At 75.5% G+C, this 23231-nt stretch carries 26 protein-coding genes; 13 read left to right on the top strand and 13 right to left on the bottom strand.

Annotated elements, in window-relative coordinates:
• Positions 1-24 precede the first annotated feature (24 nt).
• The 3 genes from ACGFX4_RS13500 to ACGFX4_RS13510 are packed head-to-tail and all read right to left on the bottom strand — an operon-like array spanning position 25 to position 2562.
• Positions 25-993, bottom strand: a complete 969-nt coding sequence (locus tag ACGFX4_RS13500; RefSeq protein ID WP_393072843.1) for an NADPH:quinone oxidoreductase family protein — start codon at positions 991-993, stop codon at positions 25-27.
• Positions 990-1775 carry an SDR family oxidoreductase gene (locus ACGFX4_RS13505; RefSeq protein WP_393072845.1) on the bottom strand — a complete coding sequence of 262 codons (786 nt, stop codon included), beginning with the start codon at positions 1773-1775 and terminating at the stop codon, positions 990-992. The genes ACGFX4_RS13500 and ACGFX4_RS13505 overlap by 4 nt, the downstream gene beginning before the upstream one ends.
• A gap of 31 nt (positions 1776-1806) precedes the next feature.
• The gene (locus tag ACGFX4_RS13510) at positions 1807-2562 is read right to left on the bottom strand and encodes an SDR family oxidoreductase (RefSeq protein ID WP_393072847.1); all 756 of its coding nucleotides are present in this window, start codon (positions 2560-2562) and stop codon (positions 1807-1809) included.
• A gap of 115 nt (positions 2563-2677) precedes the next feature.
• Here ACGFX4_RS13510 and ACGFX4_RS13515 point away from each other — a divergent pair, with 115 nt between their 5' ends.
• Both ACGFX4_RS13515 and ACGFX4_RS13520 read left to right on the top strand, forming a co-directional pair.
• Entirely contained in the window at positions 2678-3289 is a 612-nt protein-coding gene (locus ACGFX4_RS13515) for a TetR/AcrR family transcriptional regulator (RefSeq protein WP_393072849.1), read from the top strand.
• 84 nt (positions 3290-3373) lie between these two features.
• Positions 3374-4213 carry a DUF2470 domain-containing protein gene (locus ACGFX4_RS13520; RefSeq protein WP_393072851.1) on the top strand — a complete coding sequence of 280 codons (840 nt, stop codon included), beginning with the start codon at positions 3374-3376 and terminating at the stop codon, positions 4211-4213.
• A 195-nt stretch (positions 4214-4408) separates the two neighbouring features.
• Here the strand turns inward: ACGFX4_RS13520 and ACGFX4_RS13525 are convergent, their stop codons facing one another.
• Positions 4409-5179, bottom strand: a complete 771-nt coding sequence (locus ACGFX4_RS13525; protein WP_393072853.1) for a VOC family protein — start codon at positions 5177-5179, stop codon at positions 4409-4411.
• Between the two features lie 166 nt (positions 5180-5345).
• On the opposite strand from ACGFX4_RS13525, the gene ACGFX4_RS13530 reads away from it, so the two are divergent.
• The 3 genes from ACGFX4_RS13530 (at position 5346) to ACGFX4_RS13540 (ending at position 9082) form a co-directional block, all read left to right on the top strand.
• The gene (locus ACGFX4_RS13530; protein ID WP_393072855.1) at positions 5346-6569 is read left to right on the top strand and encodes an NAD(P)/FAD-dependent oxidoreductase; all 1224 of its coding nucleotides are present in this window, start codon (positions 5346-5348) and stop codon (positions 6567-6569) included.
• Between the two features lie 43 nt (positions 6570-6612).
• Positions 6613-7623: a hypothetical protein gene (locus tag ACGFX4_RS13535; RefSeq protein ID WP_393072857.1), complete on the top strand. Its 1011-nt coding sequence runs from the start codon at positions 6613-6615 to the stop codon at positions 7621-7623.
• 214 nt (positions 7624-7837) lie between these two features.
• Positions 7838-9082 carry an MFS transporter gene (locus ACGFX4_RS13540; protein WP_393072859.1) on the top strand — a complete coding sequence of 415 codons (1245 nt, stop codon included), beginning with the start codon at positions 7838-7840 and terminating at the stop codon, positions 9080-9082.
• Positions 9083-9128: 46 nt separating this feature from the next.
• On the opposite strand, the gene ACGFX4_RS13545 is transcribed toward ACGFX4_RS13540, so the two are convergent.
• Entirely contained in the window at positions 9129-9392 is a 264-nt protein-coding gene (locus tag ACGFX4_RS13545) for a DUF1876 domain-containing protein (RefSeq protein ID WP_393072861.1), read from the bottom strand.
• Positions 9393-9564: 172 nt separating this feature from the next.
• On the opposite strand from ACGFX4_RS13545, the gene ACGFX4_RS13550 reads away from it, so the two are divergent.
• Positions 9565-10407 (top strand): YndJ family protein, encoded by an 843-nt coding sequence (locus ACGFX4_RS13550; protein WP_393072863.1) that lies wholly within the window; start codon positions 9565-9567, stop codon positions 10405-10407.
• Positions 10404-10919, top strand: coding sequence for a DUF1990 family protein (locus ACGFX4_RS13555; protein WP_393072865.1), 516 nt, complete (start codon positions 10404-10406; stop codon positions 10917-10919). Before ACGFX4_RS13550 ends, ACGFX4_RS13555 begins: the two co-directional genes overlap by 4 nt.
• On the opposite strand, the gene ACGFX4_RS13560 is transcribed toward ACGFX4_RS13555, so the two are convergent.
• The 3 genes from ACGFX4_RS13560 to ACGFX4_RS13570 all read right to left on the bottom strand — a co-directional run bounded on the left by ACGFX4_RS13560 (position 10916) and on the right by ACGFX4_RS13570 (position 12892).
• A complete protein-coding gene (locus ACGFX4_RS13560) occupies positions 10916-11590 on the bottom strand; it encodes a zf-HC2 domain-containing protein (RefSeq protein ID WP_393072867.1) in 675 nt (224 codons plus the stop codon). The genes ACGFX4_RS13555 and ACGFX4_RS13560 overlap by 4 nt on opposite strands.
• Positions 11587-12168, bottom strand: a complete 582-nt coding sequence (locus ACGFX4_RS13565) for a sigma-70 family RNA polymerase sigma factor (protein WP_393072869.1) — start codon at positions 12166-12168, stop codon at positions 11587-11589. Before ACGFX4_RS13565 ends, ACGFX4_RS13560 begins: the two co-directional genes overlap by 4 nt.
• A 154-nt stretch (positions 12169-12322) precedes the next feature.
• Positions 12323-12892, bottom strand: a complete 570-nt coding sequence (locus ACGFX4_RS13570; protein ID WP_393072871.1) for a hypothetical protein — start codon at positions 12890-12892, stop codon at positions 12323-12325.
• A 153-nt stretch (positions 12893-13045) separates the two neighbouring features.
• Between ACGFX4_RS13570 and trxA the strand changes: the two genes are divergently transcribed.
• Complete coding sequence (trxA, locus tag ACGFX4_RS13575; RefSeq protein WP_345696320.1) at positions 13046-13432, top strand: thioredoxin; 387 nt, start codon at positions 13046-13048, stop codon at positions 13430-13432.
• A gap of 96 nt (positions 13433-13528) precedes the next feature.
• Here the strand turns inward: trxA and ACGFX4_RS13580 are convergent, their stop codons facing one another.
• Entirely contained in the window at positions 13529-14134 is a 606-nt protein-coding gene (locus ACGFX4_RS13580; protein ID WP_393072873.1) for a TetR/AcrR family transcriptional regulator, read from the bottom strand.
• 138 nt (positions 14135-14272) lie between these two features.
• On the opposite strand from ACGFX4_RS13580, the gene ACGFX4_RS13585 reads away from it, so the two are divergent.
• Together ACGFX4_RS13585 and ACGFX4_RS13590 are read left to right on the top strand one after the other, a co-directional pair.
• Positions 14273-15769, top strand: a complete 1497-nt coding sequence (locus ACGFX4_RS13585) for an APC family permease (RefSeq protein ID WP_393072875.1) — start codon at positions 14273-14275, stop codon at positions 15767-15769.
• Between the two features lie 107 nt (positions 15770-15876).
• Positions 15877-16965, top strand: a complete 1089-nt coding sequence (locus ACGFX4_RS13590) for a WD40/YVTN/BNR-like repeat-containing protein (protein WP_393072877.1) — start codon at positions 15877-15879, stop codon at positions 16963-16965.
• 78 nt (positions 16966-17043) lie between these two features.
• On the opposite strand, the gene ACGFX4_RS13595 is transcribed toward ACGFX4_RS13590, so the two are convergent.
• Positions 17044-17508 (bottom strand): MarR family winged helix-turn-helix transcriptional regulator, encoded by a 465-nt coding sequence (locus ACGFX4_RS13595; RefSeq protein ID WP_393072879.1) that lies wholly within the window; start codon positions 17506-17508, stop codon positions 17044-17046.
• 88 nt (positions 17509-17596) lie between these two features.
• On the opposite strand from ACGFX4_RS13595, the gene ACGFX4_RS13600 reads away from it, so the two are divergent.
• Entirely contained in the window at positions 17597-18382 is a 786-nt protein-coding gene (locus ACGFX4_RS13600; RefSeq protein WP_393072881.1) for a dioxygenase, read from the top strand.
• A gap of 32 nt (positions 18383-18414) precedes the next feature.
• Here ACGFX4_RS13600 and ACGFX4_RS13605 read toward each other — a convergent pair whose 3' ends face one another.
• Positions 18415-19041, bottom strand: coding sequence for an NAD(P)-dependent oxidoreductase (locus ACGFX4_RS13605; protein ID WP_393072883.1), 627 nt, complete (start codon positions 19039-19041; stop codon positions 18415-18417).
• Positions 19042-19189: 148 nt separating this feature from the next.
• Between ACGFX4_RS13605 and ACGFX4_RS13610 the strand changes: the two genes are divergently transcribed.
• Positions 19190-20722, top strand: coding sequence for an AMP-binding protein (locus ACGFX4_RS13610; protein WP_393072885.1), 1533 nt, complete (start codon positions 19190-19192; stop codon positions 20720-20722).
• On the opposite strand, the gene ACGFX4_RS13615 is transcribed toward ACGFX4_RS13610, so the two are convergent.
• Positions 20715-21437, bottom strand: coding sequence for a LuxR C-terminal-related transcriptional regulator (locus tag ACGFX4_RS13615; RefSeq protein ID WP_393072887.1), 723 nt, complete (start codon positions 21435-21437; stop codon positions 20715-20717). The two genes, ACGFX4_RS13610 and ACGFX4_RS13615, sit on opposite strands and share 8 nt — an antisense overlap.
• Before the next feature lie 114 nt (positions 21438-21551).
• On the opposite strand from ACGFX4_RS13615, the gene ACGFX4_RS13620 reads away from it, so the two are divergent.
• The gene (locus tag ACGFX4_RS13620; RefSeq protein ID WP_393072889.1) at positions 21552-22352 is read left to right on the top strand and encodes a TIGR03084 family metal-binding protein; all 801 of its coding nucleotides are present in this window, start codon (positions 21552-21554) and stop codon (positions 22350-22352) included.
• On the opposite strand, the gene ACGFX4_RS13625 is transcribed toward ACGFX4_RS13620, so the two are convergent.
• Positions 22328-23074 (bottom strand): DUF6159 family protein, encoded by a 747-nt coding sequence (locus tag ACGFX4_RS13625; RefSeq protein ID WP_393072891.1) that lies wholly within the window; start codon positions 23072-23074, stop codon positions 22328-22330. The two genes, ACGFX4_RS13620 and ACGFX4_RS13625, sit on opposite strands and share 25 nt — an antisense overlap.
• Between the last annotated feature and the right edge of the window lie 157 nt (positions 23075-23231).

The raw sequence follows: 23231 nt of genomic DNA on the forward strand, positions 1-23231 counted from the left end.
GTTCCCCGCGCCCCTGACGCGTTCCTACGGGACGATCGCCAGCCGCCCGGTGGTGGTGCCGTCGGCGACCGCCTGGACGGCCGAGGCGGCTCCGGCCATCGGGTGGCGGGCGCTGACCAGGGGTTTGACGACGCCCTTGGCGGCCAGCGCGGTGAGCTCGCGGTGGCAGTGGGCGACGGCCGCCGGGTCGTGGGTGTTGTAGAGGCCCCAGTGCAGGCCGAGGATGGCGTAGTTCTTCACCAGGGCGTGGTTGAGGCCCGGCGCGGGGATGGTGCCGCCGGCGAAGCCGACGACCAGGATCCGGCCCTCGAAGGCGATGCACTTGGTGGAGCCGGTGTACGCGTCGCCGCCGACCGGGTCGAAGACCACGTCGGCGCCGCGCCCTCCGGTGGCGGCGCGGACGGCGGCCACGAAGTCCTCGCCGTGCCGGTCGATCACCAGGTCGGCGCCCAGCCCGCGGGCGACGGCGGCCTTCTCCGGGCCGCCGACGACGCCGATCACGGTCGCCCCGGCGGCTTTGCCGAGCTGGACGGCGGCACTGCCGACCCCGCCTGCGGCGGCGTGCACCAGCAGGGTCTCGCCGGGGCGCAGCGCGGCCCGGCGGTGCAGGCCGAACCAGGCGGTCTGGTAGGCGATGTGCAGGGCGGCGGCCTCGGCGTCGTCGAGGGCGTCGGGCGCGGGGAAGGCGCCGGCGGCGTCCATCAGGGCGTACTCGGCGAAGGCCCCGGCGGGGACGGCGGCGGTGCCGAGGACGCGTTCGCCGCGGCGCGGCCCGTCGGCGATCTCGCCGCAGAGCTCGACGCCGGGGGTGAACGGCAGCGGCGGGCGGACCTGGTAGTGGCCGCGGACCATCAGCGCGTCCGGGAAGTTGACCGCGGCGGCCCGGACCCGGACCAGCACCTGCCCGTCGCGGGCGACGGGTTCGGCGACCTCCTCGGCCAGCCGCATGACCCGGTCGGGCTCGCCGAGTTCGGTGACCTGCCAGGCCCTCATGCGGACTCCTCGCGGCTGTCGATGGCCTGCTGGAGGCGGCTCATGCCGTCCAGCCAGCGGTCCGGGGTGGTGGCGCGGGCCGCGTAGTAGTCGGCGACCTCGGGGTGCGGCAGGATCAGGAAGCGGTCGGCGGCCATCGCGTCGAGGGCCGCCTCGGCGACCTGCGCCGGTTCGATGGCGGTGGGGATGAGCAGCACCTTGCCCGCCTCGCCGGTGGAGTCCAGCATCCGGGTGCGGACGCCCTGCGGGCACAGCGCGTGGACCTTGATGCCGCGGTGCCGGTAGGTGGCGGAGAGCCATTCGGCGTAGGCGAGGGCCGCGTGCTTGGTGACCGAGTAGGGCGCCGAGCCGAGCATGGTGAGCATGCCCGCCGCGGAGACGGTGGACAGGAAGCGGCCGCGGCCGCGCTCCAGCCAGTCCGGGAGCAGCAGGCGGCTGGCCCGGACGTGGGCCAGCACGTTGACGTCCCAGCAGAGTTCCCAGACCTTGGGATCGGCGTCCGGGCCGCCGGACGGGCCGACGCCGGCGTTGGCGCAGTACAGGTCGACGGTGCCGAGGGCGTGGCGGGCGGCGGCGACCAGGTCGGCGACGCCCTCCTCGCTCGCGGCGTCGCCGGGGACCGCCACGCCGCCGATCGACTCGGCGACCTCGCGGGCCGCGTCGGCGTCCAGGTCGTTGACCACGACCCGGGCACCGGCCGCCGCCAGGGCGGTCGCCAACGCCGCGCCGATGCCGTGGCCGGCGCCGGTGACCACGGCGCCCTGTCCGGTGAAGGCGTTCATCGTCCGGCCTCCTCGCGGCCGGCCGGGCCGGTCACAGCCCGCCGCCGAGGGTGAGGCCGCCGTCCAGGACGAGGGTCTGGCCGGTGATCCAGCCGGCCTCCGGCGAGAGCAGGAAGGCGACGGCGCCCGCGATGTCCTCGGGCAGGCCGAGGCGGCGCAGCGGGTAGGCGGCCGCGACCTTCTCCTCGCGGCCCTCGTACAGCGCCTCGGCGAACTTGGTCTTCACCACGGCGGGGGCGACCGCGTTGACCCGGATGCCGGGGCCGAGGTCGACGGCGAGCTCGGTGGTGAGGCGGATCAGGGCGGCCTTGGAGACGCCGTACATGCCGATGCCCTGGGAGGCGCGCAGGCCGGCGACCGAGGCGACGTTGACGACGGCGCCGCCGTGCTCGCCCATCCACGCGTCGCGGGCCCTGCGGGTCCAGGCGAGCGGGGCGAGCACGTTGACCGCGAAGATCTTGGCGGCGGCGTCCGGGTCGGTGTCCAGGATCGGGCCGTACGAGGGGTTGATGCCGGTGTTGTTGACCAGCAGGTCGAGCCGGCCGAACGCCTCCATGGTGCGGGCGACCGCCTCCTCCTGGTGCGCGGCGTCGTCGGCGCGGCCGGCGACGGCGATCGCGTGGTCGGGGCCGCCGAGCTCGCGGACGGCCTCCGCCAGCGGCTCGGCGCCGCGGGCGGTGACGCAGACCTTGGCGCCGCGCTGGACGAGTTCGCGGGCGATGCCGAGGCCGATGCCACGGCTGGCTCCGGTGACCACGGCCACCTGGCCCTTGAAGGAGAGGGTCATCGCCGGACCTTTCACTATGAGGCTGACTAAGCGCTTGCTCAGCATCTTGGTGCGGGGCCACACTGTCAACAGCCCGGCACCGGCCGGTCGCGACGGATCTGCGAGGATTGGGCCCATGAGCGAGCAAGCCACCGCCGACCTGTGGCCCGGGGAGAGCACCGAGGCGGCGCGGCGGCTGCTGCTGGCCGCGGTCGACTCCTTCGCCCGGCGCGGGTTCCACGCCACCACCACCCGCGACATCGCCACCGCCGCCGGGATGAGCCCGGCCGCGCTCTACATCCACTACCCGTCGAAGGCCGCCCTGCTGGCCGAGATCTCCCGCACCGGCCACCAGGCCACCCTCGACCTGGTCGAGCGCGCGGAGGCCGGCGGCGACGACCCGGTGGCCCAGATGCGCACCCTGGTCGAGGAGTTCACCCGCTGGCACGCCCGCGGCCACACCGTCGGACGGATCGTCAACAACGAGCTGCACGCGCTGCCCGAGGAGGACTTCACGGCCGTCGCCGCGCTGCGGATCCGGATCGAGGAGACCGTGCAGCGGATCATCGCGCGCGGCGTCGAGGCGGGCGCCTTCAAGGTCCCCGACCTGCGGACCGCCGCCCGCGCGGTCACCTCGCTCGGCGTGGACGTCGCCCGCTGGTACACCGACCGCAGCAGCGAGTCGCCGGAGGAGCTCGGGCGGCGGTACGGGGTGCTGGTGCTGCGCATGCTGGGGGCCGAGGCCTGAGCTCCGCGCGGCGCGCGGCCGCCGCCACTTCCCAAGGACTCTCGACTTAGGTTAGCCTCGCCTTACCTGATCGAGGAGGCCTGGATGCCCGACGCCGACCACCAGTCCGTCGCCGCCCGCGTCGCGACGCGACCCGCCCGCCGACGCGCCGCGCCCGTCCCGGCCGCCGCCGAACGGGCCCGCACCCTGCTGGAGTTCGCCTCCTCCGTGGTGCTCGACGTGCCCGGCGTCGACCTCACCGCCCGGCCCGGCATCTCGCCGCTGGTCGCCTGCACCGTCCTGCCCGACGGCACGGTCGCCGTCCTCGTCGACACCGACTCGCCGCTCTACCGGATCGCCGCCGTCGCCGCCCTCTCCCACGACCAGCGGCCCGTCGCCGAACTGGAGGCGGTCGACGTCGCCCCCGTCGCCGTCCCCCACCGCATCCGCGGCCGCGTCCACGTCCAGGGACGGCTCGCCCTCGCCCCGGCCGACTCCCGGGAACGGATCGCCGCGCACTTCCCCCGCCACTCCCCCACCGGGCGGGCCGTGCTCCACCTCCACCCCGACCACCTCGCCGTCGACGACCTCTGGGGCAGCGAGTGCTGCGTCGACCCGGCGCTGCTCGCCGGCGCCGCCCCCGACCCGGTCGCGGGCGAGGAGGCCGGACTGCTCCAGCACCTCGCCACCGCCCACGCCGACCAGCTGTACGCGCTCGGCGCGCAGGCCCTCGCCCACCCGTCGGCCGCCCGCGACCTGGCCGCCCACCAGCTGGCCGACGTCCGGCCGGTCGCGCTCGACCGGCACGGCCTGCGCGTGCGCCTCCTCGGCGCCGGCCCGGACGGGCCGATGCTCGACGCCCGCTTCGAGTTCCACCACCCGGTCACCGGCCCGGACGACCTCCCCGAGGCCCTGCACCGCCTCTTCGCCCACCAGACCGGCTGACCGAGCCGCCGGCCCCGGGCGACGGCTGCACGGGGGCCGAGGCCGCAAGGCCGCGCGGCCTGCCCTCCGCCCCCGCGGGCGTGCCACCGGGCCTCCGGCCGAACCGGACACCCGAAGCCCGCCGGGCGGTCCCGCGGAGCGGTCGACGGCGCGGCGGCCGGACGCACGCGCCGACGGGACCGGGCCCCGGAGGGGTCAGAGTGCGGGGCCGATGACCGAGAAGAGACCGCCCTCGGGGTCGGCCAGGCGGGCGACCCGGCCGTACGGGGTGTCGGTGGTCCCGCCGGCGGCGCGGCCGCCGAGCTCGGTGGCCCGGCGGACGGCGGCGTCGGTGTCGGCGACGGAGAAGAACACCTCCCAGTGCGGCGCCACGTCCTTCGCCGTGTGCAGCGCGGCGACGCTGCGGCCCTCGGAGCGCAGCACGACCCGCTCGTGCTCGTACCGGACCTCGAAGTGCGAGGGGTCGCGGCCGTCCCAGCGGAACACCTCGCCGTAGAACAGCGCGGCGGCGAACGGGTCGCCGGTGCGCAGTTCGATCCAGACGGGTGCGCCCGGGGTGGCCGTCCAGCTGTCGTCGCCGGGTTCGCCCTCCCAGATGCCGAACGCGGCCCCGGCCGGGTCGGCGGCGAGCACCAGCCGTCCGGCGTCGAAGGCGAGCGGGCCGACGCCCAGGGTGCCGCCCCGCTCGCGGACGCCCTCCGCGGCGGTGTCGGCGCTCTCGGTGCCGAAGTAGGTGGTCCAGGCGACGGGGGGCTGCCAGTCGCCGGCGACCACGCCGATCCCGGCGACCTCGACGCCCTCGACCGCGGCCCGCAGGTAGGGCCCCCAGCGGTCCGGACCGGGGACGAACTCCCAGCCCAGCAGCGGCCCGTAGAACGCCTTGGCGGTCTCCAGGTCACGGGCCATCAGGCTGACCCAGCACGGCGCGGCCGGAACACAGCGCACCCTGGCCGTCTGCTCACCCATCCAGCCGTCTCCTTCCGAGGTCACTGGCTCCCGCCCAGCCTAGGTGTTCAGGTTCCGATCGGGTGGGCACGACATCCGCCCCTGGCGCGGCTCGTCCGGGTGGGCGGTCGCGGGTGCGAAGGTCGGGGAGGGCGTCGGGGCGGCGACCCGGGGAAGGAGAGACGGCATGGATGACGCGTTCGTGATCGTGGGGGCGAGCCTGGCGGGCGCCAAGGCCGCCGAGGCGCTGCGCGCGGAGGGCCACGCGGGGCCGGTGGTGCTGATCGGCGAGGAGGGCGAGCGCCCGTACGAGCGGCCGCCGCTGTCCAAGGACTACCTGCTGGGCAGGGCCGGGCGGGAGAAGATCTTCGTCCACCCGGCGGACTGGTACCGCGAGCACGACGTGGACCTGCGGCTGTCCACCACCGTGACCGCCGTCGACCCGGCCGCCCGGACGGTCGCCCTGGCGGGCGGCGAGCGGCTCGGCTTCGCCCGGCTGCTGCTGGCGACCGGCTCCTCGCCGCGCCGGATCCCGGTGCCGGGCGGGGACGCCGAGCACGTGCTGTACCTGCGCCGGGTGGAGGACAGCGACCGGCTGCGCGCCGCGTTCCGGCCGGGCGCCCGGGTGGTGATCGTCGGCGCGGGCTGGATCGGGCTGGAGGCGGCGGCCGCGGCCCGGGCGGCGGACTGCGAGGTCACCGTGCTGGAGGCGGCGGAGCTGCCGCTGCTGCGGGTGCTCGGCCGCGAGGTGGCGCAGGTCTTCGCGGACCTGCACCGGGCCCACGGCGTGGACCTGCGCTTCGGCGTCCAGGTCGCGGAGATCCGGCCGGACGCGGTGCTGCTGGGCGACGGCACCGCGGTGCCCGCCGACGCGGTGGTGGTCGGTGTCGGCATCTCCCCCGACACCGGGCTGGCGGAGGCCGCCGGCCTGGCGGTGGACAACGGCGTCCGCACCGACGAGCACCTGCGCACCTCGCACCCGGACGTGTTCGCCGCGGGCGACGTCGCCAACGCCTTCCACCCGCTGTACGGCCGGCCGATCCGGGTGGAGCACTGGGCGAACGCGCTCAACCAGCCCGCGGTCGCCGCGAGGTCGATGCTCGGCCTGGACGCGGTGTACGACCGGGTGCCGTACTTCTTCACCGACCAGTACGACCTCGGCATGGAGTACACCGGCTACGCCGAGCCCGGCGGCTACGACCGGGTGGTGTTCCGCGGCGACGTCGCGGGCCGGGAGTTCATCGCCTTCTGGCTGGCCGCCGACGGCCGGGTGCTGGCCGGGATGAACGTCAACGTCTGGGACGTCGTCGACCCGATCCGCGCGCTGTGCCGCTCCGGCCGACCGGTCGACGCCGGACGCCTCGCCGACCCGGCCGTCCCGCTCACCGACCTGGCGGACGGGGTCTCCTGACACCGCGTGCGGGCCTGTCGGGGGCTGCGGGCATACTGGCGCGGTGCCGATAGCCGATGATCCGGATCCGCGTCCCGACGGGCGGCCCGAGCCGGACGGCGACCCGTTCGACGGGCTCGTCCTCGACGAGTCGTTCGTCCGCGGCGCCGCCGTTCAGGAGCCCTCGGCCCGCACCCGGATGCTCACCGCCCGCTGGCGGGTCGAGCCCCCGGTCGACCCGGGCGGCCGCCGCTGGTCGCCGACGGACGTCCGCCCGGCCGCGGACCTCGGCCGGCGGCGCCGGGCCAGGCCGTGGCAGGTGGTGCTGGCGGCCGTGGTGGTCGCGGTGACCGCGCTGACCGTGCTGGCCGGCCCGCAGCTCGGCCTGATCAACGGCCTGGCCGGGCTGCGGGACCGGGCCGCCCAGGCCTCGCCGCGCCCGACGGCCGACGTCCCGCTGCCCGGCGGCGGCGTCTCCGACGGCAGCCACTGCGGGCAGAAGGACTTCCACCACTTCCCCCTGCCGTCCACCGCCGCGCCGGTGCCCGTCGGGTACGCCGAGCAGGACGAGGCCGCGGCCGGCCCGGAGCTGCAACTCGGCTCGTACGGCTTCATGTCGCTCGGCGGCGACGACCCGGGGCACTACACCTTCGCCCTCCTGCTCGGTGCGGGCTCCCACCACCTGCTGGAGCTCTCCGCGCCGCTCGGCCCGGAAGGCGTGGCCGTGGAGATCGAGGGCCCGGACGGGCTGGTCGGCGGAGCGCACCACCTGCCGGTCACGGTCAGCGACACGACCCCGCGCGGCCGGGGCGGGACGGTCCGGGTCGGCCCGGACAACGGCGGTTCCGCCACCGTGACCCTGCCGGTCGAGGCACTCTGCCCCGGCTTCGACGGCCACGCGGTCCAGCAGCGGCTGGTCCCGCCGGCCGACCCGAACGGCACGGTCACCGGGCAGCCGCCGTACACCCTGACGGTCTCGATCTCCGACCCCGCCGTCGGCGACCTGCGCCGCCTGACCGGCGCACCGGAGCACGGAAACATCCTCGCCGCCGACAACCGCCTCCCCGGCCACTGACCCGGGGACGGTCGCACGGCCCGGGCCGACCCGTCCGGATCACGGCGGACCGGCGGGCGCTCCCCCGGCCGGAGGCCGTGCGTCGGGCACCGCCCGGCCGGGAGCCGGAGGCGTGCGTGCTCCGGCGGCGAACGCGCGGCGTGACCCGTGGGAGACGGCCTACGCTGAGCGTCGATCACTTGCGGCCCGGGGGCGGGCCGGGACGGGGGCCGGGATGGGGAGCAGGCTGATACCGCCCGCGGGGGTGGGGCGGCGGCTGGCCGGGGCACAGCTGGCGAGCGCACTGGGCGACGGCGCGTACCTGGTGACCTCGGCGCTGTACTTCACCCGGGTGGTGGGGCTGTCGGCGTCGCAGGTGGGTGTCGGACTGACGGTGGGCTGGGCGGTGGGCGCGTTCGCCGGGGTGCCGCTGGGGCACCTGGCGGACCGGCGCGGCCCGCGCGGCACGGCGGTGCTGCTCGCGGTGGCCACCGCGGTCGCGGTGACGGTGTTCCTGGCGGTGGGTTCGTTCGCCGGGTTCGTGCTGGCGGCGGTGGTGTACGGCTGCGTGCAGACCGGCCTGTCGGCGGCCCGGCAGGCGCTGCTGGCGGGTCTGGTGGAGCCGGAGCGGCGGACGGAGATCCGGGCGTACCTGCAGTCGACGGTGAACGCGGGCCTCGCGGTGGGTGCCGCGATGGGCGGCGTGGCGCTGCACGTCGACACCCGCGCCGGGTACCTGACGGTCTTCGGGCTGGACGCGGCGAGCTTCCTGCTGGCGGCCGTCCTGCTGCTGCGGCTGCCGGCCGTCCCGCCGGTGCCGCCCTCGCCCGGCGAGCCGAGGCTCGCGGTGCTGCGGGACCGCCCGTACGCGCTGGTGGCGCTGATCAACGCGGTGATGCTGCTGTACATGCCGCTGCTGTCGCTGGTCCTCCCGCTGTGGGTGGTCCGCTGGACGGCGGCGCCGGACTGGACGGCGGCCGCGCTGCTGGTGCTGAACACGCTGAGCGTGGTGGCGTTCCAGGTGCGGGTGGCCCGGGGCGTGACGTCGGTCGGCTCGGCCGGCCGGTACGTGCGCCGGGCGGGGCTGCTGCTGGGACTGTCCTGTGCGGGGTTCGCGGCCTCGGCGGCGGGCGGTTCGGGCTGGGCGGCGGCCGGGGTGCTGGCGGCGGCGGGCGCGGTCCAGGTGCTCGGCGAGATGATGCTGGCGTCGGGTGCGTGGGAGATCGGCTTCGGTCTGGCCCCGGCCGACCGGCAGGGCCAGTACCAGGGCTTCTTCGGGACCGGGGTGGCCGTGGCGAGGACGCTCGGCCCGGCGCTGCTGACCACGCTGGTGCTCGGCTGGGGCCCGCCCGGCTGGCTGGTGCTGGGCGGGGTCTTCGTCGCCGCGGGCGCGGCGATGGCGCCCGCGGCGCGCTGGGCGGAGCGCACCCGGCGGCCGGGCACGGCCGTTCCGGCCGCCGCGCCCGTCGAGGCCGGGTAGACCGGGCCGCCGGACGGCCGGGGGCCCGCTCAGCCGGTGGGGCGGGTCACATCAGCGGGGAGTCGGGGGACCTGCCCTTCAGCTCTCCGTGGGCCTTGGTCAGCAGTTGCATGGCGAGTTCGTTGAGCGCCCGCGCGCCGGCCACCTCTTCGCCGACCCGCAGCTGCGGGGCGTCGGCATGGTGGCGGGTGCTGTAGCCGTGGGCGCGGAGTTCGGTGCCGTCCGCGAGGCGGACCATGGCGGCGGCCTTCGTCCGGTCGCCGTCCTCCTGGAACTCCATCTCGATGTGCCATCCGACGAGCGTGTGCATGGCCGCCACCTCCGGGGTGCGGGTCCGGCGTTCCGGTCATTCCAGCGTGCGCGCCGACCCGCCCGGGGTCCAGCCCACCCCGATGTTGAACATGTTCAATTCGCCGGGGTAGAGTCGGCGACGCTTCGATTTGAACACGTTCAACGGAACGTTCGACCACGGGGGACCCCCGATGACCATTCTGGTCGACCTCATCGTGCTGCTCGGCATGCTGGTCGTGCTGCCGCTCGGCCTCGGCCTGCTCGACGGGCCCGCCGCCCGGCTCGCCCGGTGGTGGCCGCTGCTCGCCGCACCCGGCGCGGTCTGCCTCTGGCTGCCGCGCGGACCGCTCGCCACCGCACTCGCCGCCTGCTACGCCGCCGCCACCGCCCTGCTCGCGGTGCTCGCGCTCCGCCGCGCCGCCGCCCTGCGGCGGGCCGCCGGACCGGCGGACCTCTGCCGGGAGCTCGCCGCCGTCACCGCGCTCGCCGCGCCGTCCGTCGCCGGCCTCGCCCTGGTCGCCGAACGCTCCGGCCACCGGCTGCTCGGCTTCGACCTCGACATCCTGGCGCTCACCGTGCCGCACTTCCACTTCGCCGGCTTCACCGCCGCCCTGGTCGCCGGACTGGTCTGCCGCGCCGCCCCCGACCGGGCCGCCGCCCGCTGGGCCGCGCTCAGCGTCCCCGCCGGCACCCTGCTCGTCCTCGCCGGCTACTTCGTCGACGACTGGGCCGAGCTGCTCGGCGCGCTGGTCCTCACCGCCGGCATGTGGCTGGTCGGGCTGATCGGCTGGCGCGACCTGCGCCACCGCGCGCCCGACCGGCTCACCGCCGTCCTGCTCGCCACCTCCTCGGCCGTGCTCGCCGCCACCATGCTGCTCGCCCTGTGGTGGGCGGCCGGCGAGGCCGCCGACCTGCCCCACCCCACCCTGACCTGGATGGCCGCCACCCACGGCCTGGGCAACGCACTCGGCTTCGCCCTGTGCGCCGTCCTCGCCTGGCGCCGTCTCGCCCACCGACCGGAGACCCACCGATGAACACCGCGCACAACTACCCCGAGGTCGGCGCCGTCACCCGGCCCGGCCCGCTCCCCGCCGGCTACAACCACCTCCACCACCGCGCGCTGATCGGCCACGGCCGCGAGGTGCTGGAGGCGGCCGGGGAGGCCGTCACCACCTTCCGGATGCACCGGGAGGCCGGCGTCCACGTCGAGACCGACGGCGCCCGCGCCGAGGTCGGGCTGCCGGTCCGCTGCGCGATCGGCGTCGGCCCGCTGCGGGTCGGCGCACCGTGCCGGGTGGTGTGGACCGCGTACGAGAGCGACCGGATCGGCTTCTCGTACGGGACGCTGGCCGGCCACCCCGAGTGCGGCGAGGAGGTGTTCCAGGTGGAGCTGGCCCCCGACGGCAAGGTGTGGTTCACGGTGACCGCCTTCAGCCGCCCCGGCCGCTGGTACACCCGGCTCGCCGGGCCGCTCGTCCCGTTCCTCCAGCACCAGTACGCCCGGCACTGCGGCCGCACCCTGCGCCGCCTCGCGGCCGCGCGCTAGCCGTGGGCCGGGACGGCGACCAGGAGGCGGCCGGTGTCCAGGGTGCGCACCTCGAAGCGGTCGATGCCGGACGGGCCCAGCGCCGCGCCGCCGGTGGTGCGCACCGGCCCGTCCCGGTAGCCGTCGGCCGGGACCGACCAGGTGGTGACGGTCTGCCGGGCGCCGTCCGGCGCGACGGCCACCAGCTCGCAGGCGAGCGGCCCGCGGGCGCCGCCGAGCGCGAGGGTGACCTCGCTGCCCCAGGCCCGGGGGGCCACGCCGATCGAGGCCGAGACGCCGGTGCCAGGGTCGGTGGCGGTGAACTGCTGCTGGGCGACCGCGACCTGGGCGGTCGGCTGGGTGAGCGCCCAGGTGGCGGCCGGACCGCCGACGACCAGGACGGCGGCGCAGGCGGCCAGCGCCAGCCGGCGGATCCGGCCCCTGCGGCGGGCGGCGGTCACCTCGGCGACCAGCCGGTCCAGCAGCTGCGGGCGGGGTTCGGGCAGCGGCTCCGGCCCGGACTCGGCGGCCAGGTCGGCCAGCAGCGGGGTGAGGGCGGCGAGGCCGTCCAGTTCGGCGGCGCAGCGCGGGCAGCCGGCGAGGTGCCGTTCGAAGCGTCCGCGGTCGTCCGGGGAGAGGACGCCGAGCGCGTACGCGGCCGCGTCGTGGTGGTCCTCCGGGCGCGGTGTCACGGTGTCACCCCTCGTTCCTCGAGTGCGAGCCGCAGGGCCCGCAGCGCGTAGAAGATCCGCGACTTCACGGTGCCCGGCGGGATGCCGAGCAGGTCGGCCGCCTCGTCGACGGTCCGGCCCTTGAAGTAGGTCTCCACGATCACCTCGCGGTGGGCGTCGGTGAGGTCGCCGAGGGCGTCGGCCACGGTCATCAGGCGCAGCACCCGATCGAGCCCGTCCTCGGCGGGGAGGCCGGCGAGCGGTGCCGGGTCCACCTCGCGGGGGCGGGCGAGCCGGCGGCGGTGGCCGTCGATCACGATCCGCCGGGCGACCGCCACCAGCCAGGGGCGCAGGCTCTCGCGGGTGGTGTCCAGGCGGTCGATGGTGCGCCAGGCGCGCAGCATCGTCTCCTGCACCACGTCCTCGGCGCGCTGCCGGTCGCCCGCGACCAGTCGCAGGACGTGGCCGAAGAGCGGTCCGGCGTGCTCGCGGTACAGCGCCCGCATCAGCTCCTCGTCCGGCACGGCGCCGGGCGGCCCGCCGCGACCGGGGTGACCGGCCGGGCGTGGATGCTCGGTCACGGCGCCATCCTCGCGCACCTGCTCCTCCCGGGTCGACAGGAAGCGGGGCCTCCCCCGCCGGGCCCCTCAAGTCGGGGGCGTCCGCGGTCGATAACCACAGGGGTGCGGCGCGGGCGCCCGCGCCGCACCTTCCGGGCCCGCCTCACCTTCCGGGCCCGCCGCACCCTCCGGGTCAGTAGCCGTAGCCGCCGCTGGGGCTCGCGGGCGGCGGGGTCGCGGGCTGGGTGCCGGTGCCGGCCTTGGCGCCGGTCGGGGTGGCCGCGAACCAGATGCCGTTCACGCCCTGGCCCTTGGTGTCGCCGGGCTTGGTGTCGGCGGCGTACCGGTAGAGCGGCCAGCCGTCCAGGGTGAGCTGCTGGGTGCCGTCGGCCCGGGTGACCGTGGAGACCAGCTTGGCGTCGATGCCCTTGAGCTGCGGGTTCGCGCCACCGGCGGCGGGCGGCCAGGTGGTGGCGCAGGTGCCGGTGCAGTTCGACACGGACGGGGCGTTGGTGTCCTTGTCGAAGCGGTAGAGGGTGTGACCCTGGCCGTCGGTGACCACGGTGCCGAGCGGGGTGTCGGCGGTGGTCAGGGCGGGCTGCTGGGCGGGGGCCGTCGAGGCGGGCGGGGAGCCGCTGCTGCTGCCGGAGCTGCCGCCGTAACTGCCGCCGGAGCCGCAGCCCGCGGCCAGGGCGGCGACGGCCGCGACCCCGGCGGCGACGCGGGCGAGCTTGACGGCGTGGGTGGGAGTGCTGCGCGTCATGGTGCGTCCCTGGGCTGTCGACGGGCGCGGTGTGCACCCGTCCACCCGGGGGTACGCGCCGGACGGCGGCGGGGTTCAACGGGGCACGGAATAGCCTGGCGGCCGGTGCCGTTGACGCCACCGGACAGACTCCCGAAGGGCAGGTGGAAGCTGATGAGCACGGTCGAGCTGACCAAGGACAACTTCGACGAGGTGGTCCAGGGCGAGGACGGCAAGGGGTTCGTCCTGATCGACTTCTGGGCGGCGTGGTGCGGTCCGTGCCGGATGTTCGGGCCGATCTTCGAGCGTGCTTCCGACAAGCACACCGACATCACCTTCGCGAAGGTGGACACCGAGGCGCAGCAGGAGCTGGCGGCGGCGTTCGAGATCCGGTCGATCCCGACGCTGGCGATCATCCGCGAGGGCGTGCTGGTGTTCGCGCAGCCCGGCGCGCTGCCGGAGCCGGCCCTGGAGGACCTGATCAAGCAGGCCCGGGCGCTGGACATGTCCGAGGTGCACGCCAACGTCGCCGAGCAGAAGGCGGCGGCCGCCGCCGAGTAGCCCGACCGGCACCGCTCCCCCGCGGGCGCCCGCGCCGTCGCACGCCGACGGCCGGGCGCCCGTTCGCGTTCCGGCCGTGCCTCTCGGGCGGCGCGGTCAGACCCGGGCGAGCAGCAGCCGCAGGGCGAGTTCGAAGCCGCGGTCGTCGAGGCCGGGGCCGCGGGCCGCGGAGGCCTCCAGCGCGTCGGCGAGGGCGGGGTAGCCGGGGCGGTAGTCGGCGGCGTCGCGGGCGAAGCCGGCGGTGAAGGTCTCCAGCGCGGAGCCGAGGACCAGGTAGTCGAGCGCGGCTGCGGTCTCGGCGGCGTCGGCCGGGTCGAGGCCGGCCCGGACCAGGGCGGCGAGCAGCGCGTCGTAGGTGAGCAGCTGGCGGCCGGCCTCGACCCGGCGGCGGGCGAGCAGCGCGATGGTGTGGGGGTGGCGCAGGAAGACCGCGCGGTAGCCGCGGGCGTAGGCGGCCAAGCCGGCGCGGCGGTCGGGGTCGTCCAGCGGGGTGAGGTCGATCTCGGCGTTGACGAGTTCGGCGAGCGCGTCGAGCAGCTCGTCCTTGCCGGCGACGTGGTTGTAGAGCGAGGCGGCCTTCACGCCGAGCCGGTCGGCGAGGGCGCGCATGGTGAGCGCGCCGGGGCCGTCGCGGTCGACCAGGTCGAGGGCGGCCGCCGCGATGATCTCCCTGCTCAGCAGCGCCCTGCTCGGTCGCCCCACCGTTCCCGCCCCTCCGTGGCCCGTGTTCCCGACGGGTCACGTTACAGCCTGGTGTCGGTGTCTTCCGCTTCCGGCCGGGAGCGGCTACCGTCCCGGACTAACAAAGTTAGTTTTAACGGAACGGCGAGGTGACCCGGCATGAACGACGCTCCCGACACTGACCGCAGAACCGACGGCGACCGGCTGGCCGCCCTCGGCTACCGGCAGGAACTGCGCCGCAGCCTCGGCGTCCTCGGCAACATCTCGATGGGCTTCGCCGTGGTCTCCCCGGTGGTGGGCCTGTACGCGGTGGCCCAGGTCGGCATGGCGGTGGACGGCGGCGCCTGGGTGTGGGCCCTGCCGGTCTGCCTGCTGGGGCAGCTGCTGGTGGTCGGGGTCTACTCCGAGCTGGCCTCGCAGTGGCCGCTGGCGGGCGGCGCGTACCAGTGGAGCCGCCGGCTGGTCGGCCCGTCCTTCGCCTGGCTGACCGGCTGGATGTGGCAGTTCGCAGTGATGTTCGCCAACACCACGGTGGCGTACCTGGCCGCACCGTGGTTCTTCGCACTGTTCGGCGCCGTCCCGACCCCGCCGCAGCTGGTGCTCACCGCGGTCGGCTTCATGCTGTTCTGCACCCTGGTGAACGCGTACGGCATCGACCTGCTGCGCCGGTTCGTCTCGCTGGGGATCGCCGCGGAGGTGGTCGCCTCGGTCGGGGTGGGGCTGGCGCTGCTGCTGTTCTTCCGCGAGCACGGCTTCGGCCTGCTGCTGGACACCCTGGACGCCCCGGCGGCGAACGGCACCGGCGGCGCGGCGGCGTTCCTGGCGGTGGTCGCGGTCGGCGGCTGGGCGTTCATCGGCTTCGACGCGTGCGTGTCCACCGCCGAGGAGACCAGGGACGCCGCCCGCCAGGTGCCCCGGGCGATGCGCTGGGCGCTGCTCAGCGTCGGCGCGGTGGTGATCCTGAACGCGGTGTCGGTGGCCCTGGCCCACCCGGACCCGGCCGCCGTGGTGGCCGGCACCGACCTGGACCCGGTGACCACGGCGGTCACCACCGGGTTCGGCGACTGGTCGGCCAAGCCCTTCGTGGTGGTGGTGCTGGTCAGCTTCACCGCCTGCCTGATGGCCTCGCAGGGCGGCGCGGCCCGCGGCCTCTACTCGCTGGCCCGGGACGGGGTGTTCCCGTTCGCCGACAAGGTCCGCCGGGTCAACCGGCAGCAGGCGCCGATCGGCGGCCTGGTCGCCGCCACCGTGATCAGCTGCGCGGCGTTGCCGCTGGGCCTGGAGTCCACCGCGATCGGCAGCCTGATCACCTTCGGCACGGCCGCCACCTTCCTGCCGTTCTTCCTGCTCTGCGTCGCCGCCCTGACGGCCCGGCTGCGCGGCACCTGGCGCCCGGCGGGCGAGGTCTCGTACGGGCGCCTCGGCACCCCGCTGAACGTGCTGGCGGTGCTGTGGACCGGCCTGGAGGTGGTCAACATCTGCTGGCCGCGCGCGGTACTGGCACCGCCGGGGGCGCCCTGGTACCAGGTGTGGGCGGCGCTGCTCGGCATCGGCGCGGTGGGCCTGGCGGGCGTGGCCTACCTGCTGGTCCGGCGGCCGCAGCGGCGGATGCGGGAGAACGACCCGCAGGCCGCGGCGGACCTGCTGACGGTCTGAGCGACGCAATCGGGGCTGTCGGTGCGGCGCGGTAACGTGCGACGCCCGGCCGCCGGGAGGAGACTGGCGGCCGGGGGCCCGTCCGTCGATCCAGGTGGGAAGTCGCCATGCCGGAAGTGCTGTTGGCTGTCGGAACGCAGAAGGGCCTGTTCCTGGGGCGCAGCCCCGACCGGGTGAAGTGGGAGTTCTCCGGGCCGCACTTCCCGATGAACGCGGTCTACTCGGTGGGCATCGACCGCCGCGGCGGCCGGACGCGGCTGCTCGCCGGCGCGGACAGCAGCCACTGGGGCCCGTCGGTCTGGTGGTCGGACGACCTGGGGGCGAACTGGCGGGAGCCGGCCCGACCGGCCGTCAAGTTCCCGGAGCGGACCGGGACTTCGCTGGAGCGGGTGTGGCAGCTGCACCCGGCCGGGCCGGAGGCGCCGGGCGTGGTGTACGCGGGCACCCAGCCCGCCGCGCTGTTCCGCTCCGCCGACGGCGGGGAGAGCTTCGAGCTGGTCGACGCGCTCTGGGACCACCCGCAACGCGCCGAGTGGGACGCCGGGTTCGGCGGCCAGGGCATGCACACCATCGTCACCGACCCGCGCGACCCGCGGGCGCTGACGGTGGCCGTCTCCACCGGCGGGGTGTACCGCTCGGCGGACGGCGGGGCGAGCTGGGCGCCGTCCAACACCGGGATCCGCGCGGAGTTCCTGCCGGACGAGTACCCGGAGTTCGGGCAGTGCGTGCACAAGGTCGCGGTGGACGGCGGCGACCCGGACCGGCTGTACCTGCAGAACCACGGCGGGGTCTACCGCAGCGACGACGCCGGGCGCAGCTGGACCTCGATCGCCGACGACCTGCCCGCCTCGTTCGGCTTCGGCCTGGCCGCCCACCCGCGGACCGCCGGCACCGCCTACCTCTTCCCGCTGGAGGCCGACTACGCCCGGCTGCCGGTCGACCACCGCTGCCGGGTGTACCGCACCCGCGACGCGGGCGGCAGCTGGCAGCCGCTGAGCACCGGCCTGCCCGCCGAGGACCACTACGGCGTGGTGCTGCGCGACGCGCTGTGCACCGACGACGGGGAGCCGGCCGGCGTGTACTTCGGCAACCGCAACGGCGAGGTGTACGGCTCGGCGGACGAGGGCGACAGCTGGTCGCTGCTGACCTCGCACCTGCCGGACGTGCTGTGCGTCCGGGCGGCCGTGGTCGACTGAGGCCGCGGCGGGGATCGGCGACCCTCGGCCCGCGCGGGGCGCAGCGGTCGGTCGCCGGCACTCAGCGGCCGCCGGCGCTCAGCGGTCGTTGGCCCGCAGCCGGTCGCTGACCGTGCCGAGGCTGTCCGCGAGGGCGGTGAGCTGCTCGGGGGTGAGGACGTCGATCAGCGCCTCGCGGACGGCGGCGACGTGACCGGGCGCGGCCTCGCGCAGGGCCTCCCAGCCCTGGTCGGTGATCTCGGCGAAGACGCCCCGGACGTCGCTGGGACAGGAGCGGCGGGCCACCAGGCCCGCCTTCTCCAACTGGGTGACCTGGTAGGTCAGGCCGCTCTTGGAGGTGATCAGCCGGTCCGCGAGGTCGGTCATCCGCAGCGAGCCGTCGGGCTGGGCGGAGAGCTGGACCAGGATCTCGTACTGGGTGTGCGAGAGGCCCGCGTCGTCCTTGAGCTGCCGCTCCAGGTGGCGCGCGACCAGGTTGGTGGCGGCGACGAACCCGCGCCAGGCGGCCATCTCGTTCTCGTTGAGCCAGCGGGGTTCGGTCATGGGCCCCACTCTACTCCTGTTGTTCAAATTCGAACTCAGGTGTACCGTCGACAGTGTCAGTTCAAATTTGAACCATCCGGAGGAGACGATGAGCACCGCCGCCGCCCCCGAGCGCATGCCCGCGCTCTACCTCTCGCACGGCGCGCCGCCGCTCGCCGACGACCCGGTCTGGCCCGGCCAGCTCGCCGCCTGGTCCGCCGACCTGCCGCGCCCCAAGGCGATCCTGATGGTCTCCGCCCACTGGGAGGAGGCGCCGCTCGCCCTCGGCGCCACCACCACCGTGCCGCTGGTCTACGACTTCTGGGGCTTCCCCGAGCACTACTACCAGGTGCAGTACGCCGCGCCCGGCGCGCCGCGGCTCGCCGAGGACGTCCGCAAGCTGCTGCGCGGCGCCGGCACCCCCGTCCAGGACATCCCCGACCGGGGCCTGGACCACGGCGCGTACGTCCCGCTGGTGGAGATGTTCCCGGACGCCGACATCCCGGTGCTCCAGGTCTCGCTGCCCACCCTCGACCCGCGGAAGCTGATGGAGATCGGCCGCAAGCTCGCCCCGCTGCGCGACGAGGGCGTCCTGATCGTCGGCAGCGGCTTCTTCACCCACAACCTGCGCGCCCTCTCGATGGAGGGCCGGGTCAGCTCCGTGATGGCCGAGTTCGACGACTGGGGGCGCCGCGCGCTGGAGGCCCGCGACCTCGACGCGCTGCTCGACTTCGAGCACAAGGCCCCCGCCGGGCGGCTCGCCCACCCGCGCACCGAGCACTTCGCCCCGCTGTTCGTCACCCTCGGCGCGGGCGAGGCCGACCTCGGCGAGCAGCGCAGCGTGATCGACGGCTTCTGGATGGGCCTCGCCAAGCGCTCGATCCAGCTCGGATAGCGACCTCCGGTACCCGACGGTGAAGCGTTCGCCTAGTACCCGACGGTGAAGCGTTCGCCCAGGTGGCGCGGGTTCTCCAGCTCGTCCACCAGGGCGACCGCGTAGTCCGCGACGGTGATCCGGCTGCGTCCGTCGGCGCCGACCATCAGGTGGTCGGTGCCGGTGCGGTAGCGGCCGGTGCGCGCGCCCGGTTCGAGCAGCTCGGCCGGGCTGAGCACGGTCCACGCCAGGTCGGCGACGGTCTCCAGGTACTCCAGCGCCTCGCCGTGCGCGTGCATGGTCCGGCGCAGCGGGGCGGGCAGGCCGAGGTCGTCCCAGACCCGGACGCCGGGGCCCACCAGCAGGCTGCCCGCGCCACCGACCACCAGCAACCGCGGTGCGGCGTCGTCCAGTTCGCGCAGGCCCGCGACCAGCGAGCGGGCCGCGTCGGCGACCACCCGGCCGCCGCCGACCGCGCTGACCAGGGCGTCCTGCCCGGCCGCCACCCGGGCCACGTCCTCGGGCTCCAGCACGTCGCCGGGCAGCACCTCCATCGCCAGGCCCTGGTAGCGGTCCGGGTCGCGGACCACCGCGGTGACCCGGTGCCCGCGGGCCAGCGCCTCGGTGACCAGGCACCGCCCGATGTTCCCGTTGGCCCCGACGACGGCGATCGACACCATCCGCAGCCCGCCTCTCCGCTCGGCCCCCGCCCCAAGAGGTACCACGGACCGCGGCCCGGGCACGGGAGGCGGCACCTGTCACCCGGACGGCGGGCGGCACCCCCGATCGGGGGTGTTGGGGCCGGGGTGCGGCGGGCACAGTGACCGCATGCAGACTCCACTCACCGTGATGGACTTCCTCGACCGGGCCGAGCAGGTCTACGGCGACCGGATCGGGATCGTCGACGAGCCCGTCCAGCCGGCCGCCTCCTGGGGCGAGGTCAGCTACCGGCGGATGGCCGAACTGGCCCGGGCGCAGGCCGCCGGGCTGGACCGGCTCGGTGTCGGCCCCGGCGAGCGGGTCGCCGTCGTCTCGCACAACTCGGCGCGCCTGATGACCTCGCTGTACGGGGTGAGCGGCCACGGCCGGATCCTGGTGCCGGTCAACTTCCGGCTGCGTGCCGAGGAGGTCGCGTACATCGTCGAGCAGTCCGGCGCCTCGGTGCTGCTGGTCGACCCCGAGCTGGACGAGGCGCTGGCCGGGGTCGCGGTGAAGCACCGCTTCGTGCTCGGCGCGGAGAGCGACGCCCTGCTGTACGACTTCGACCGGGAGCCGGTGCGGCACGCGATCGGCGAGAACGACACCGCCACCGTCAACTACACCAGCGGAACCACCGCCCGCCCCAAGGGCGTTCAGCTGACCCACCGCAACCTGTGGCTGAACGCGGTGCTGATGGGCCTGCACTTCGGCGCGAGCGACCGGGACGTGTACCTGCACACCCTGCCGATGTTCCACGCCAACGGCTGGGGGCTGCCGTTCTCGCTCACCGGCCTCGGCGCGCAGCACGTGGTGCTGCGCAAGGTCGACGGCGCGGAGATCCTGCGCCGGGTCGAGCGGCACGGGGTGACCTTCCTGTGCGGTGCGCCCGCCGTGGTCGCCATGGTGCTGGACGCCGCCGCGGACTGGGACGGGCCGGTCCCCGGCCGGGACCGGGTCCGCATGATCGTCGCCGGGGCGCCGCCGCCGACCTCCATGGTGCAGCGGATGGAGTCCGAGCTGGGCTGGGAGTTCATGCAGATCTACGGCCTGACCGAGACCTCCCCGGTGCTCACCGTCAACCGCGGCCGCGCCGAGTGGGACGCGCTGCCCGCCGTCGAACGGGCCGAGAAGCTGGTGCAGGCGGGCGCGCCCGCGCTCGGCACCGAGCTGAAGGTCGACGGACAGGGCGAGGTGGTGGCCCGGTCCAACACCGTGCTGGAGGGCTACTGGGACCAGCCCGCCGCGACCGGCGAGGCACTGCGCGACGGCTGGTTCCACACCGGCGACGGCGGCACCCTGACCGACGGCTACCTGACCATCTCCGACCGCAAGAAGGACGTCATCATCAGCGGCGGCGAGAACGTCTCCTCGATCGAGGTGGAGGACTGCCTGTACGACCACCCGGCGGTCGCCGAGGTCGCGGTGATCGGCGTGCCCCACGAGAAGTGGGGCGAGACCGTCAAGGCCCTGGTGGTGCTCCGCGAGGGCCACGCTGTCGACGAGGCCGGGCTGATCGCGCACTGCAAGCAGCGGCTGGCCGGCTACAAGGCGCCGACCTCGGTGGAGTTCCGCAACGAGCTGGCCCGCACCGCCACCGGCAAGCTGCAGAAGTTCCGGCTGCGCGAGCCGTACTGGACCGGCCGCGACCGCAAGGTCAACTGACCAGGCCGGTCTCCCGCACCCGCAGGGCCAGTTCGGTCCGGTTGCGGGCGCCGACCTTGTGCATGGCGTCCTTCAGGTAGCCGGTCACCGTGTTGCGGGTCAGGCCGAGCTGGGCGGCGATCTCCGGGTTGGACCGGCCGGTCGCCGCCCACCGGACCACCTCCAACTCCCTTGGTGTCAGCCTCGGTTGCCGACCCGCCGCCGGTCTCGGCGGGCCGGCCCAGGCCAGCGCCCGGGTCGCCGTCGCGGCCAGCCGCGCCACCGACGCGATCCGCACGTCGCCGAACGGCACCACCGACCGCATCGAGGCGTACACCACCCCGTGCACCGCCCCGTCCTGCACCAGCGGGACGGTCAGCATCGCGTACAGGTCGTCGGCCGCGACCGCGGCGTCGTAGTGGTGCGAAATGGTGCTCGCCGCCCGGTAGTCCGGCACCCAGCTGGGCGCCCGCTCGGCCAGCGCACGGCCGCCCAGACCGGTGCCGATCGGCACGTCCAGGTCGTGCAGCAGCACCGCCCGGGTACCCGCCCAGTGCCGCAGCACCATCCGGCCCGGCCGGTCCGCCCGGTCCGGCACGCCCACCAGGCCGACGTCCGCCCCGCACTCCGCCACCACCCGGCGGGCCAGATCGCCCAGCACCGCAGCCCGGACCAGCGCGGCCGCCTCGCCATCGAGCGCGGCCGCCGCGGAAGAGATGCCGTACGCCCCGGTCACGGCGCCGATTCTCACACGCGACAGCCGCCCCCACCAGCATTCCCGCGCACCCTACTCACCGGTGTTCCCGACTGGTAGGAATGGCGTGCGACCTTCCGGAGAGGACGAACCACCGTGGCAGACCTGACCGCCCTGCTCGACGACCTGCGCGCCGAGAACGCCGACCTGGACCGCCTGGTCGACCCGCTCGACGCCGCCGGGCTCGCCACCCCGACACCCGCCACCGGCTGGACCGTCGCCCACCAGCTCTCCCACCTCGCCTGGACCGACCGCTGGTCCCTGCTGGCCGCCCGCGACCCCGAAGGCTTCGCCGCCGCCCTGGGACGGGAGTTCACCGACGGCCTCGGCGCCGTCGACCGCGGCGCCGCCGAAGGCGTCGGCGAACCGCCCGCCGAACTCCTCGACCGCTGGCGCACCGGACGCGAGGACCTGCTCGCCGCCCTCGCCGCCGTCCCCGCCGACACCCGGCTGCCCTGGTTCGGGCCGCCGATGAAGGCCCCCTCGATGGCCACCGCCCGCCTGATGGAGACCTGGGCCCACGGCCAGGACGTCGCCGACGCCCTCGGCGCCACCCGCGAACCCACCGACCGGCTGCGCCACATCGCGCACCTCTCCGTGCGCACCCTCGGCTTCGCCTTCGCCGCCCACGGCCTGCCCGCCCCCGAGGCCCCCGTCCGGGTCGAACTCCGCTCCCCCGGCGGCGACCTGTGGACCTGGGGCCCCGACGACGCGGGCGACCGGGTCACCGGCTCCGCCCTCGACTTCTGCCTCCTCGCCACCCAGCGCCGCCACCGCGACGACCTCGCCCTCACCGCCACCGGCCCCACCGCCCAGACCTGGCTCCCCATCGCCCAGGCCTTCGCCGGCCCGCCCGGCGCCGGCCGCAAGCCTCAGGCGACCGACGCGTCCCGGTAGAGGACCGTCCGGAAGATCCCGGAGACAGTGGCCGCCGCGAGCAGCGCGGCCACCAGCAGCAGTGCCGCGAACACCCCGGCGGCGACCGCCGGGGCGAGGCTGTTCGACTCCACCCCGAGCATGAAGGCCACGAACCCGATCAGCGCCGAGAGGAGCACAGGCACGGCTATCCAGACCGAGCCGTAGACCTGACGCGAGAACGTCGTCCTGAGCATCCGGGCCGACCGGCGGGTGCTCTCGACCACGCCCAGGCCGTCGATCACCATGGCTGGCAGCGCCAGGTACGTGGCCACGCTCCAGCCCGCCTCGAACAGCTCCTCCAGCAGCCAGCCCACCACCGGAACCCGGTTCAACTGCCGCAGCAGCATCAGGACCGTGGCGCTCAGCAGGCTCCACGCCAGCAGCCGCCGCCACTGCCCCGCGGCCTGCCGGAAGGCCCCCGCCACCCGGACCGGCTCGCCCCGCAGTGCGGCGGCCACCGCGCACACCATCGCCGCACTGCACACGGTGAGCAGGAAGCCCGCCAGCAGGTACCCGGCCCCCAGCAGGGCCGCGTCACCCACCGACAGCGTGTCCGGCGCCCCGTCCCGGAGCAGCACCGGCAGCGCCGCGCCCGAACCGACCACCGCCAGCACCCCGGCCTGCAGCAGCGGGAAGACCACCAGCGACGGGTGCTCCCGCAGCACCCCGAAGGACACCCGGACAGGCTTGACGGCACTCACGAACGACCCACTTCCTGCATGATCACGGCATCGGTGAGCGCACACCCTACGGCAGCCGTCCCCACCCGCCGCACCGAGGGGTTACCCGCGCGAAACGGCGCGGGCACCGCGGGCTTCACACCGCGTCCCTAACCTCCGGTCACCTGCACCCGACTCC

Source organism: Kitasatospora sp. NPDC048365 (assembly GCF_043200835.1).
Classification (GTDB): Bacteria; Actinomycetota; Actinomycetes; order Streptomycetales; family Streptomycetaceae; genus Kitasatospora; species Kitasatospora terrestris.